The sequence below is a fragment of the Rhodococcus sp. H29-C3 genome (assembly GCF_030063405.1).
Lineage (GTDB): Bacteria > Actinomycetota > Actinomycetes > Mycobacteriales > Mycobacteriaceae > Rhodococcoides.
In genome coordinates this window covers 106,631-119,515 of sequence record NZ_JASITC010000005.1, presented here as the reverse complement: position 1 = coordinate 119,515, position 12,885 = coordinate 106,631, and the positions used below count along the sequence as shown (strand labels likewise).

Sequence of the window (12,885 nt, the reverse complement as noted above, 5' to 3'; positions counted from 1 at the left end):
TCTATCGACCTTCCATTTCGCGGCGTCCATGCCGTCCGATGCAGCGCGCGCTACGGGTGTAACGTCGCTTCTGAATTTCAGATGCCAAGATCTGAAGTCCATATAGTGGGAATCAGGAATGAGGCCATGACTGCAACAGATCGCGCGCTCGACACCGACAGCGCCCGAAAGTGGTTCATGCTCGCGCTCGGAATGCTCGCGCAGACTTCAGGAGCGGTGTTCATCAACGGAGCTGCTTTTCTCATTCCGGCTCTGCACGAGGACCGCGGGTTGAGCCTGCCCAGTGCTGGACTGCTCGTCGCGATGCCGACGGTGGGGATCATGCTCACGCTGATCGCGTGGGGCATGCTCGTCGACCGCATCGGTGAACGCCTCGTACTCGCTCTCGGGCTAGGCCTCACTGCGGCTGCCAGCTTCGCAGCGTTTTTCACCACCTCGTTCGCAATGCTCGGCTTGTGCCTGCTGATCGGCGGAATGGCGGCAGCCAGCGCAAACAGCGCGTCTGGACGCGTCGTCGTGGGATGGTTCCCGCCCCAGCGACGCGGCCTCGCCATGGGTATCCGCCAGATGTCGGTACCACTGGGCGTCGCCATCGCCGCACTGTCGATACCACCCATCGCGCGAGACCACGGGGTCTCGGCTGCCCTGTTGGTCCCTGCAGTCATCTGCACACTGGGAGCCGTGCTGTGCCTGGCCGTCGTCGATCCCCCACGCCCGACACGAGCCGATGCCGCCGAACAGGGACTACTTGCCAACCCGTACAGGGCCAGTTCTCAACTCTGGCGGATTCATTCGACCTCGATCCTGCTCGTGGTGCCTCAGTACGTCGTGTGGACCTATGCGCTCGTCTGGCTCATGACCGATCGCGAATGGTCGGCAGCCTCGGCAGGCATCTTGGTGACCGTTACCCAAATCCTCGGGGCGTTCGGTCGAATGGGAGTCGGCGCACTATCAGACCGTGTCGGAAGCAGAATGCGTCCGTTACGATGGGTCGCACTCTCGACGACCGTGAGCATGCTCGCGCTCGCGGTCACCGACTGGCTGGACTCCCCGATCTCCATCGCACTGTTGGTCGTGGCCTCGATCGTCACCGTTGCACCCAACGGGTTGGCATTCACTGCTGTTGCCGAGTTCTCGGGATCCTACTGGAGCGGGCGTGCCCTCGGCGTCCAGAACACCGGGCAGTACATCGCGGCGTCGCTCGTACCGCCGGCCTTCGGCGCCCTCGCCGCAGTGAGCTTTCCGCTGGCATTCCTGGTGTCAGCCGTCTTCCCTGCCCTGTCCGTCCCCGTAATCCCCGAAGATCACGAGAGCAACGAGTAAAGACCGAAAACGAACGAATGCCTCTCACCGCACTCAGAAGGTGCACGTGAGAGGCATTCGATGCACTCAGCGAGAGATTTACAGCTTGGCAGCGATCCGGTCGCCGATTTCTGCGGTGGTCGCAATTGCGGATCCCCGGGAAGCGAGGTCCGCAGCAACTGCAGCTTCGACTCGTGCTGCGTTGACGGAGTCGCCAAGATGCGACAAAAGTAGCGACACCGACAGAATTGCTGCCGTCGGATCCGCTTTGCCTTGCCCTGCGATATCCGGGGCACTGCCGTGGACCGGCTCGAACATCGACGGGTTGGTCCCCGTCGCATCGATGTTTCCGCTGGCTGCGAGGCCGATACCACCGCTGACGGCGGCGGAGAGGTCGGTGACGATGTCACCGAAAAGATTGTCGGTGACGATGACGTCGAACCGGCCCGGGTCGGTGACGAGGTGAATCATCGCGGCATCGATGTGCTGGTATGCGACCTCGACGTCAGCGAATTCCTTCGAGACTTCTTCCACCGTTCGCGCCCAGAGACTGCCGGCGAACGCGAGCACGTTGGTCTTGTGCAGCAGCGTGAGGTGCTTGCGCCGTCCGAGCGCGCGAGCGAACGCATCGCGAACGACACGCTCGACACCGAAGCGAGTATTGACGCTGACCTCGGTCGCAACCTCGTGCGGGGTGTTCACCCGCAGTGCTCCACCGTTGCCGGTGTACGGCCCTTCGGTTCCCTCACGTACGACGAGCACGTCGATTTCCTTGTTACCTGCGAGCGGACCGGTCACCCCGGGGTACAACTTCGCCGGACGAATATTTACGTGATGATCGAGCGCGAAGCGTGCATTGAGCAACAGGCCGCGTTCGAGAATGCCGCTGGGTACCGATGGGTCGCCGATTGCACCCAAGAGAATCGCATCATGTCCGCGAATCTCTTCGAGGACCGAACCGGGAAGAAGCTCACCGGTCGCGTTGTAGCGGCGGGCACCGAGGTCGTATTCGGTCTTCTCGACACCGGGCACGACGATGTCCAGCACCTTCAATGCCTGTTCGACGACCTCAGGGCCGATTCCATCTCCAGCGATGACGGCGAGCTTCATTGAACTCCTCGTTCTGTGTAATGCAATGGGAATGAGACGGTGCTCAGGACAGGTCGACGAGTTCGATGGTCGATGCGCCAACTGCAGTGGCAATGCTTGCACTCAGCTCCGACGGCACGTCCTTGTCGACGCGAAGCAGGATCGTGGCGCCTTCACCCTCGGTGTCCTGGCTGAGAGCTGCTGCCTGGATGTCGATTCCGGCGTCGCCGAGCAGTGTGCCGATGCGGCCGAGGCTGCCGGGCTGATCTGCGTAGTTGACGATCAGGTTCTTGCCCTCGGCCCGAAGGTCGAAATTGCGGCCGTTGATATTGACGATCTTCTCGACCTGCTTGGTGCCGGTGAGTGTGCCTGCGACGTTGAGGACGGTTCCATCGCCGTATACGGCGCGAATGTCGACGACGCTGCGATGGTTCTCACTCTCGGGTGCCTTGGTGACCTCGGCGGTGACCCCGCGCTCCTCGGCGAGTGACGGAGCGTTGACGAATGTGACCGAGTCCTCGATGACAGCAGAGAACAGGCCGCGCAGTGCCGACAATTTGAGGATCTCGACATCTTCGGCAGCGAGCTCGCCGCGTACATCCACCGACAACGAGGAGGGAAGTTCTTCGGAGAGTGCGCCGAGAAGCACGCCCTGCTTGCGGACGATCTCGAGCCATGGCGATACCTCTTCGCCGACTGCGCCACCCTTGACGTTGACTGCGTCGGGAACGAATTCGCCCGCGAGAGCGAGCAATACAGACTTCGCGACGTCGGTACCTGCACGGTCCTGAGCTTCGGTCGTCGACGCTCCGAGGTGGGGGGTGACGACGGCCTGCGGCAGCTCGAACAGCGGGCTGTCGGTGCACGGCTCGGAGGCATAAACGTCGATTCCGGCAGCGAATACATGGCCGCTGGCAATGGCGTCGGCGAGCGCCTGCTCGTCGACGAGACCGCCGCGGGCGGCGTTGACGACGATGACACCCGGCTTGGTCTTCGCGAGGGCTTCCTTGCCGATGATCCCCTTGGTCTCGGGTGTCTTCGGAAGGTGCACGGAGAACATGTCGGCTCGTGTCAGCAATTCGTCGAGGCTGACGAGTTCGATTCCGAGCTGGGCAGCGCGAGCAGCGGAGACGTAGGGGTCGTACGCGATGACATGTGTCTCGAAGGCAGCCATACGCTGAGCGAACAGCTGGCCGATACGGCCGAGTCCGACGACTCCGACTGTCTTGCCGAAGATTTCGACACCATTGAACTTGCTGCGCTTCCACTCGTGCTGACGCAGGGTGGCGTCGGCAGCGGGGATCTGGCGAGCAGCGGACAGCAACAGCGTCACAGCGTGCTCGGCAGCAGTGTGGATATTCGACGTCGGGGCATTGACCACGAGGACACCACGCTCGGTGGCGGCAGGCACGTCGACGTTGTCGAGGCCGACGCCCGCGCGAGCGACGATCTTGAGTTTCGTGCCGGCGGCTAGTACCTCGGCGTCGACCGTGGTGGCGGACCGGACGAGGATGGCGTCGGCTTCGGGGACTGCCGCGAGAAGTGCGGGGCGATCCGGGCCGTCGACCCAACGGACCTCTACGCCGTCGCCGAGTGCCTCGACTGTGGACTGCGCAAGTTTATCGGCGATCAGAACGACAGGACGGCCTGGCTGACTCACGTGAAGAACTCCTATGTCATCGGAAATGATGCTGTCGATCGGAATGAAGAATGGCGTGGTGCGGCACAAGTTTAGATGCCGAGGTGGGGCGCATCGGTGTCGCCCTCACGACCCGGGCAGAAGGGCGCCCTCACGCACTGGTCAGTGCGTGGGGCGCCCCTCTCGTCAAGCAGGTACTACCGAACGAATTCGGCTGCGATCAGGCTGTTTCCGTGATCGGACGATCGACCCAGCTCATCAGACCGCGCAGCTTCTTGCCGGTGACCTCGATGGGGTGCTCGGCGTTGGCCTTACGCAGGCCTTCGAGCTCGGTGTTGCCGTTCTCGACGTTGGCGACGAGACGACGGGTGAACTCACCGGACTGGATGTCGGCCAGAATTGCCTTCATGCGCTCCTTGGTGCCGGCGTCGATGACGCGCGGTCCGGACAGGTAGCCACCGAACTCAGCGGTGTCGGACACCGAGTAGTTCATCCGCGCGATGCCGCCTTCGTACATGAGGTCGACGATGAGCTTGAGCTCGTGCAGCACCTCGAAGTACGCCATCTCCGGCGCGTAACCGGCTTCGACCATGACCTCGAAACCGATCTTGACCAGTTCCTCGGTGCCACCGCACAGTACGGCCTGCTCGCCGAAGAGGTCCGTCTCGGTCTCTTCTTTGAACGTGGTCTTGATGACTCCGGCGCGCGTGCCGCCGATTCCCTTGGCCCAGGACAGTGCGAGCGCCTGGCCCTCACCCTTGGGATCCTGATCGATGGCGATGAGCGCCGGGACACCCTTGCCATCGACGAACTGACGGCGCACGAGGTGGCCGGGGCCCTTCGGGGCGACCATGCCGACGGTGACGAAGTCGGGAGCTTCGATCAGATCGAAGTGGATGTTGAGCCCGTGTCCGAAGAACAGCGCGTCGCCGTCCTTCAGGTTCGGCTCGATCTCTTCCTTGTAGATCGATGCCTGAGCCGTGTCCGGTGCGAGCACCATGATCACATCGGCCCATGCGGAGACCTCGGCGGGAGTACCGACCTCGAGGCCCTGCTCCTCGGCCTTGGCGCGAGACTTCGAGCCTTCCTTGAGGCCGATGCGCACATCGACTCCGGAATCGCGCAGGCTCAGCGAGTGCGCATGGCCCTGGCTTCCGTAGCCGATAACAGCGACCTTGCGGCCCTGAATGATCGACAGGTCAGCATCGTCGTCGTAGAACATCTCGACTGCCACTGGTTACTACCTTTCCTCTTGGGTTTTACGCTTGTTCGTCACTGCGGTCGCTAGCGCGACGCGGTGATCGATTTCGGTCCACGTCCGACGGCAACGACTCCCGACTGGACTATTTCCCGAATTCCATAGGGGTCCAACATCTTGAGCAACGCATCGAGTTTCGACCTCGTCCCCGTTGCTTCGACCGTGACCGCCTCGGGCGACACGTCGATAACCTTGGCGCGGAACAGGTTCACGGTCTCGATGACTTCGCTACGCACGCTCGAATCGGCTCGCACCTTGATCAGGACCAGTTCGCGGGCCACTGAAGAATCGTCGTCCTGCTCGACGATCTTGATGACGTTGATGAGCTTGTTCAGCTGCTTGGTCACCTGTTCCAGCGGGAACTCGTCGACAGTGACCACGATCGTCATCCGCGAGATCTCGGGGATCTCCGTCCCACCCACGGCGAGCGAGGAGATGTTGAACCCGCGTCGCGAGAACAATGCCGCAACTCGGGCGAGGACGCCTGGCTTGTCCTCGACGAGAACGCTGAGGGTATGGCTCGTGCTCACTTGTCGGTGCCTTTCGCTTCGCCGTGCGCCTGTTCGCGTGCCATAGCTTCTTCGATCACGGCAGGCTCGGCGCCCGCAGCCTCGTCGTCGTCGAACAGTGGACGGATGCCGCGGGCAGCCATGATCTCGTCGTTTCCGGTGCCTGCTGCGACCATCGGCCACACCTGAGCGTCGGCACCGACGATGAAGTCGATGACCACCGGGCGGTCGTTGATCGCACGGGCCTGTGCGATCACATCCTCGACATCCTCTTCCCGCTCGCAACGCAGTCCGACACACCCGAGCGCTTCGGCGAGCATGACGAAATCCGGAATGCGCTTGGCGCCGTGCGTACCCAGATTAGTGTTGGAGTAACGCTCTTCGTAAAAGAGGGTCTGCCACTGGCGCACCATGCCCAGGTTGCCGTTGTTGATCACAGCGACCTTGATGGGGATGCCTTCGACTGCGCATGTGGCAAGCTCCTGATTGGTCATCTGGAAGCAGCCGTCGCCGTCGATCGCCCACACCTCCGCGTCGGGCAATCCCATCTTTGCGCCCATCGCTGCGGGCACCGCGTAACCCATGGTTCCGAGTCCACCCGAGTTAAGCCACGTGCGCGGCTTCTCGTACTTGATGAACTGGGCGGCCCACATCTGATGCTGGCCCACTCCTGCGCAGTAGATCGCATCCGGTCCGGCGATTTTACCGACCGAGGAGATGACGAACTCCGGCGACATCGCGCCGTCGCTCGGACGGTCGTAGCTCAACGGGTACGTCTTGCGGATGTCGTCGAGATAGACCCACCAGTCGGCGAGATCGAGTGTCGTTCCGGTCGCCCGGTCCGCGCGGATGGCCTCGATGAGTTCGGTGATGACCTCTTTGCAGTCGCCCACGATCGGGACGTCCGCGTAGCGGTTCTTACCGATCTCGGCCGGATCGATGTCGGCGTGGATGACCTTGGCATTGGTGGCGAACGTGGACAACTGCCCGGTGACGCGGTCGTCGAAGCGCGCGCCGAGTGTAATGAGCAGATCACTGCGCTGCAGCGCAGCAACGGCAGCAACTGTCCCATGCATTCCGGGCATGCCGAGATTGAGCTGATGACTGTCCGGGAACGCTCCCCTGGCCATGAGCGTCGTGACGACGGGGATCCCGGTCAGCTCGGCAAGTTCGAGCAGTTCGGCGGAGCTGTTGGACTTGATGACGCCGCCGCCGACGTAGAGGACCGGTTGCTTGGCATCGGCGATGAAGCGTGCCGCCTCGCGAACCTGCTTCCCGTGCGGCTTGGTGACCGGCCGGTAGCCGGGCAGACGCATCTCCGGCGGCCACGAGAAGGTGGTCGGCGCCTGGAGCACGTCTTTCGGGATATCGACGAGCACAGCACCGGGTCGCCCCGAGGCAGCAAGGTAGAACGCCTCGGCCATGATGCGCGGGATGTCGGCTCCGTCGGTGATCAGGAAGTTGTGCTTGGTCACCGGCATCGTGATGCCCGAGATGTCAGCTTCCTGGAATCCATCGGTACCGATGAGACTCCGGGCGACCTGACCGGTGATCGCGACGATCGGAACCGAGTCCATCTGAGCGTCGGCGAGCGGAGTGACAAGGTTGGTCGCTCCGGGACCGGACGTCGCCATGCATACGCCGACACGGCCGGTGGCTTGCGCGTATCCGGTCGCGGCATGTCCGGCGCCTTGCTCATGGCGAACCAGAACGTGTCGAACCTTCTTCGAATCGAAGAGTGGGTCGTAGACGGGAAGTACTGCTCCTCCCGGAATGCCGAACACGGTGTCGACATCGAGTTCTTCGAGCGCTCGGACGACGGACTGTGCGCCGCTCACTTTCTCGGGCGCTACATGACGACGTGATCCGTCATTGGAGCCGGCCGTCGGCGTTTCGGACGTCGACGAGCTGTTGACTGTGCCCGACTTACGAGTCGTGGGCCCTGGGCGTGCGGTTGGTGCGCTCACTGCTGCTTCCTCAGGATTTTCGAGTTCTGGGCGATCTCTGGGCAAGAAAAAACCCCCGTCAGCAGTAGCTGTACGAGGGTGGCGCGTCGATGCGAGTTTGAACAACCGGCTCAGGCGTTGACGCGCCGGCCGATTACGAGTATCCAATTCCGCTTCACGTGCTCGACGGTAGGCGCGCGCATAGGGAAGAGTCAAACTCGTCACGACGCAATCCCATTATGTGAGATCGCGCAGTTGCAATGCGAGGATGAAGGGGTGTCATCCTCGCAGCAGTCCGAACCACCGGACTCATCATCCCACACCCCTGATCCGTCTCCGCAGGTCATCCGACTTCCCAAGCTTGCATTGGTGGGCGTTGTCCTTCTTCTGTTCGGCGTGTCGTTCCCGGCAGCGAGTTGGCCTGCCGCGTTCGGCTGGCTGTTCCTCGTTCCCGTGGCGGTCGCCATCTGGGTCCTCCGAGTCCGCACGACCGTCAGCGAGCAGGGCCTCGCGGTGCGTCGAATCGTGGGATCGGAGTTCATCGAATGGGACCGAGTTCGAGGAATTCACTTCCCCGACCGTCGCTGGGCTCGCGTGGTCCTGACCGACAAGACCGAGAAGTCGCTACCCCTCGTCCGGTTCGATCGACTGCCCCAGTTGGCGGCCGCGAGCGGTGGTCGAATCACCGACCCCTATGCCTCGGCCCGAGCCGAAGCCGCGAGGGATGCCGAGGATCCCGACCAAGCCCCGGACATCGCTCCAGAGACGGATCCTTCCTAGCGCGGGAGTATCTCGACGGCGCGATAATCCGCTCCGAGATCGAGGAATCGAAGACATGCCCCACTTCCGCAGACAAGGGAGCTGTTCAATACGTCCCCTGAGCGCTGAAAAACAGTGAAGGGCCCGGTTGCGCATAGAGCGCACCCGGGCCCTTCACTGTTGGAAATCTACTGGACGAGAGGGTTGGCACCGTTCAGGAAAATCCACAAGCACACGCCGCCTGCGATGCCGAGTACGAGCGCGACGAACGAGCCGAAGCGCGGACGCGTTGCCCAGCCTCGACGACCGTCGAAGGCGATTTTGCCCGGGCCGGTCAAAATGATCGCCGCCGCTGCAACACCGAGCAAGGTTTCGTATTCCACGCCGTCCGGCGCGAAGAATGCGAGGCCAGGCTCTGCTGCCTGCTTGAAGCACCACGCGTTGATGGCGACAGCGAGTACCGCGGCCCCGGCGAACGGCGTGGCCAAGCCGAGGATCAGTAGCGCACCACCCGCCGTCTCACCGACTGCGCCGGCGATGGCCAACAGATTGGCCTGCTCGTAGCCGGAGTCCTCGAGAAGAGTGCGGAATCCGTCGAGACCCGGACCGTTCCACAGGCCGATGAGCTTCTGCAGCCCGTGGACCAGAAAAATTCCGCCCACAGCCAGTCTGAGTAGGAGTAAACCGAGATCCGTCGTTCCTCTGCGCGCAGGGATCTCGACGGTTTCGGTCCGGGTGATCGGCTCGGGAACGGGCGCGGCCACCTCGGCGGCTCCACTCCCACGAGTGTTGGCCGCTGGTGTTTCGATGAACTCTGTCGGCTGCTCCGAGTAGGCACCGGCGCCGTACCGTGAATCCGGGGCGATCGGTTCGTCGTACTTGGACGGCCGAAACGACGGTATCTGCTCGGTCGGATACGACCCGGAGCTGCGCTCGCCGAAGTCCAGTTCGTCATCGGTACGCGGCATCCGATCCGATCCACTGCTAGCGGGGCCAGTGGATGTCGCAGGCGGGGTCGGAGTCGACCGAGTCGTCGGCGTCAGCTGTTCGGTCGGTTGGTCGTACGGGCTCGACGCCGGTTCGTAGCCGGTGTCGGATGCGTCGGAGTCACGAGGCTTGTCGGTCACGCACTCAACACTAGATCGCCGCGTCGCCGATCCAGGCTCATTCGACTCCGCGCGGCGGCACAAAATGCGGCCGCCTCACGATGGCCCCCTCGCTTTTGAGTACCCTTCAGATGATGAAGCCGACCCGAACTGCAGCAGCCATCCTCGCGGTGACGGCAGTGATCGCGACCGGATGCGCGCGTTTCGACGAGTCGGCGTCGACACCCTTCAGCCCGGAACCGTCGTTCGGTGCAGCGGAGATAAATCCGGTGGATCCCGATGCACCCCCGACGTCGACGCAACCCGGCGGGCAGGTGCCGCCTGCCGGGCCCTGCGTGGACCCAGACCCCAACGTCATCGCCACCTGCTTGGACTCGACGGGGGGTCTCGTGGTGTTGCCGGGTGGGATGTCCGCCTTGGTGGCCGAGCGTCGCACAGGACGAATCATGCAGGTGACTGCGGGGCAGTCTCCGATCCAGATCGCACAGATCGACGTCGACGCCCAAGGCGACGGCGGACTTCTAGACCTCGCCCTGTCCCCCACCTACGCCGAGGACGGGCTGATCTACGCCTACATCACTACCGGTTCGGACAACCGCGTCGTACGGATCGCAGTCGGCGACACCCCCAAGGCTGTGCTCACCGGCATTCCCAAGGGGAGCCAAGGCAATCGCGGCGCCCTCGACTTCTACAGCCCGAACCAACTGCTCGTTCTGACTGGGGATGCGGGAAATCCTTCTGCGGCAATGAATCCCGCGTCGTTGTCCGGGAAGCTTCTACGTGTCGAGTCCCTCACACCGTCGGCGAGGCAGCCCCCTCCTCAGGTCGCGCTCAGCGGCATCGGAACAGCAGGCGATGTGTGCCTGGATCCGATGGGCAGCATCTGGGTCACCGATCGCACAGCAGTCGAGGATCGACTGCAGCGCATCGATCCCCTCGGTACGGTGATCTCGCCGGTCTGGACGTGGCCCGACCGCCCCGGCGTCGCGGGATGCGCGGCTGGACCCGGAACCGTAGCGGTGTCACTGACCACCGCCCGCGCGATGGCAGTACTCGCCACCGATCAGGACACCGGCTCGGTCACCGCGGCTCCGACACTGCTCGTTCAGGATCGATACGGCCAACTCAACGGCGCGGCACTGGCTCCGGACGGTCAGATCTGGGCCGGCACCGTCAACAAGAACGGCGACGCCCCCGGCCCCAACGACGATCGAGTAGTCAAGATTCCCATTCCGGCAGGTGGCGGCGGGTTCGACTAGCCCTCTCCTGTGCGCGCTGTTCAATGCGGCAGTCCACATCGACCTACTCGTTGGAAGGAGTACGTCAGCGATGAATGACCACATCAATCCCACATTGCCGCTGGCGTTCGATTTGGCCTGGACTGCAACGGTATTGGTTTGGTTTCTGCTTGCAGGAGTTGCGTGCGTATCGATACTTCGCACCGAGCATCCGCGCCCTGGCGGCAAGGTGTGGTGGTGCATTTTCGTACTCGCACTTCCCTTGTTCGGTGCGCTCCTGTGGTTCTGGGCCCGACCTCGGCATGACGGTGAACAAGACCCACTCAGCGACAGCGGAAACTGAAGGCTGCTGCGGATCTCGTCGACGCAGCTCTCGATGAACGAAGCGAATGAACAGAGCAGTACTCGGTCGCTGCCCGAAAAGCGGATCCGTCCCAGATTCGTCCGGTTCTGAGGCAGTGCTTCGGTGAGACACCGAAAGAAGATCCTTTGCTGGACGGTGTCGACCACGACCGGGTAATCTCGAGGGCAAGGTAATCCCGTGCCCGACGGCTTCGTCCGTCGGCTCCTCCGAGTGCACGGGACACAATCGATGCATCGCTTCACCGACCCAACACCGGTCGAATCAATGGTCGATGTCTTGACCGTTGACATCGACAACCTGGACATCGAAGACGGAGCGGCCCCAAATCAGCACCCTGGTTCTGACCGGAGCAATCAGTGTCTACCAGCTCGGTAACAACGGCACGGCTGCCAAGCACCTCAAAACCTGGACCTCATGATCGCCGACGCCCGGCCGAGGACGCCGTCGAGCCTGCCTTCAGGAGGGTTCTCGAGGGTGTACCTCATGGGGTGACTCTTCGAGCTTCGGAGGATCCGAGGCGAGGAGGGTCGCGATCAGTGGGAGTACCAACACTGTAATCGCGCCTGCAGCAACGAGTATCGAGGCGCTGGCCGTGGACATCTCCCCCGCGTCGACAGCTACACCGGTGACCGCGACGATGAGTGGCAGGCCGGTCGTCGCGTAGAGCGCAACGCGGAACTGCTCACGGGTGGTGAAATTCTCCTGTCGATCCAACCTGGTTGCGATGAAAACCGGAACACCCCGAATCAGGACGAGAAGAGCCAGAAACGCAAGGAGAATGCCAGGTTCCGCGAGCACCGCACCGATGTCGATCGACATTCCTGAGGTCACGAAAAAGACCGGGATCAGGAACCCGAATGCCAGGCCCTCGAGTTTGGTTTCGAGCTGCTCGTCGCCGCTCGGTACGACCCGGCGCAGAATGAACCCGGCGGCGAAGGCACCGAGGATGATGTCGAGCCCGAAGATCGTCGCGATGGCGGTCAACGTGATGAGCAGCAGCATCGTAAGGCGGACCGTCGTCTGTGCGGTGGTGCCGGCGCCTCGACGAATCACCGCCAGTAGATCGGAACCTTCACGGAGCAATCGCGCAGGAATGAAGCCGACAGCAACGGCCGCAGCGACGAACAGCGCGAGAATCAGGATCGACTTCAGGTCACCGCGTGAACCGAGCAGAACGGCCATCGCGATCACCGGACCGAGCTCGCCGATCGCTCCGTGATTGATCACGGTGCGTCCAAGCGGTGTGTTCTGTAGACCACCGTCCTTGAGGATCGGCAGTAATGTCCCGAGAGCCGTCGAGGTCAAGGCGATCGCCACCGCTATTTCCGCGGTGGCCATACCCGTTTGTCCAAGCAGAAATACCGCCCCGAATGCTGCGGCGAGGCTCACCAGCCACGTAGTCAGCGCCCGACGGCCCCCTCGCCCGGTAATTTCCGAGACGTCTATCTCGAAACCTGCGAGAAGAAACAACATGCCGAGGCCGAGCTCGCGAAGCAAGTCCACTTCGGCGCCATCGACGGCGAGGCCGAGAACGTTCGGACCCACCAGCATTCCGAACACCAACAGAAGAACGACTTCCGGCAGTAATCGCCGCGGCACGAACCCTGCGGCGAGCGGCGCGAGCACCGCAATCAGTGAGATCCAGAAGAGCGATGCACCCGCCGACGGCATGGGC

Annotated in this window: 11 protein-coding genes; 4 read left to right on the top strand and 7 right to left on the bottom strand. The window is 62.8% G+C overall.

From position 1 onward, the window contains the following. The first annotated feature begins 126 nt into the window (after positions 1–126). A complete protein-coding gene (locus tag QMK32_RS13530) occupies positions 127–1,323 on the top strand; it encodes an MFS transporter (protein WP_283475519.1) in 1,197 nt (398 codons plus the stop codon). A 78-nt stretch (positions 1,324–1,401) separates the two neighbouring features. Here QMK32_RS13530 and QMK32_RS13525 read toward each other — a convergent pair whose 3' ends face one another. From QMK32_RS13525 to QMK32_RS13505, 5 genes are all read right to left on the bottom strand, one after another. Beyond that, positions 1,402–2,412 (bottom strand): 3-isopropylmalate dehydrogenase, encoded by a 1,011-nt coding sequence (locus QMK32_RS13525; protein ID WP_283475517.1) that lies wholly within the window; start codon positions 2,410–2,412, stop codon positions 1,402–1,404. 43 nt (positions 2,413–2,455) lie between these two features. Then, on the bottom strand, positions 2,456–4,051 hold the full coding sequence (gene serA / locus QMK32_RS13520; RefSeq protein WP_283475515.1) for a phosphoglycerate dehydrogenase: 1,596 nt from the start codon (positions 4,049–4,051) through the stop codon (positions 2,456–2,458). A 199-nt stretch (positions 4,052–4,250) separates the two neighbouring features. Beyond that, entirely contained in the window at positions 4,251–5,252 is a 1,002-nt protein-coding gene (gene ilvC, locus QMK32_RS13515) for a ketol-acid reductoisomerase (RefSeq protein ID WP_283475845.1), read from the bottom strand. Positions 5,253–5,314: 62 nt separating this feature from the next. Beyond that, positions 5,315–5,818: an acetolactate synthase small subunit gene (gene ilvN / locus QMK32_RS13510; RefSeq protein ID WP_084348552.1), complete on the bottom strand. Its 504-nt coding sequence runs from the start codon at positions 5,816–5,818 to the stop codon at positions 5,315–5,317. Then, the gene (locus tag QMK32_RS13505) at positions 5,815–7,764 is read right to left on the bottom strand and encodes an acetolactate synthase large subunit (protein WP_283475513.1); all 1,950 of its coding nucleotides are present in this window, start codon (positions 7,762–7,764) and stop codon (positions 5,815–5,817) included. The genes ilvN and QMK32_RS13505 overlap by 4 nt, the downstream gene beginning before the upstream one ends. Positions 7,765–8,019: 255 nt before the next feature. On the opposite strand from QMK32_RS13505, the gene QMK32_RS13500 reads away from it, so the two are divergent. Next, positions 8,020–8,523, top strand: a complete 504-nt coding sequence (locus QMK32_RS13500) for a PH domain-containing protein (RefSeq protein ID WP_283475511.1) — start codon at positions 8,020–8,022, stop codon at positions 8,521–8,523. Between the two features lie 167 nt (positions 8,524–8,690). Here the strand turns inward: QMK32_RS13500 and QMK32_RS13495 are convergent, their stop codons facing one another. Beyond that, on the bottom strand, positions 8,691–9,629 hold the full coding sequence (locus QMK32_RS13495) for a DoxX family protein (protein WP_283475508.1): 939 nt from the start codon (positions 9,627–9,629) through the stop codon (positions 8,691–8,693). A gap of 113 nt (positions 9,630–9,742) precedes the next feature. Between QMK32_RS13495 and QMK32_RS13490 the strand changes: the two genes are divergently transcribed. Both QMK32_RS13490 and QMK32_RS13485 read left to right on the top strand, forming a co-directional pair. Continuing rightward, positions 9,743–10,867 (top strand): PQQ-dependent sugar dehydrogenase, encoded by a 1,125-nt coding sequence (locus QMK32_RS13490; protein ID WP_283475505.1) that lies wholly within the window; start codon positions 9,743–9,745, stop codon positions 10,865–10,867. Between the two features lie 70 nt (positions 10,868–10,937). After that, the gene (locus QMK32_RS13485) at positions 10,938–11,189 is read left to right on the top strand and encodes a PLD nuclease N-terminal domain-containing protein (protein ID WP_283475503.1); all 252 of its coding nucleotides are present in this window, start codon (positions 10,938–10,940) and stop codon (positions 11,187–11,189) included. A gap of 477 nt (positions 11,190–11,666) precedes the next feature. Here QMK32_RS13485 and QMK32_RS13480 read toward each other — a convergent pair whose 3' ends face one another. Continuing rightward, positions 11,667–12,881 carry a cation:proton antiporter gene (locus QMK32_RS13480; protein ID WP_283475501.1) on the bottom strand — a complete coding sequence of 405 codons (1,215 nt, stop codon included), beginning with the start codon at positions 12,879–12,881 and terminating at the stop codon, positions 11,667–11,669. Positions 12,882–12,885 lie beyond the last annotated feature (4 nt).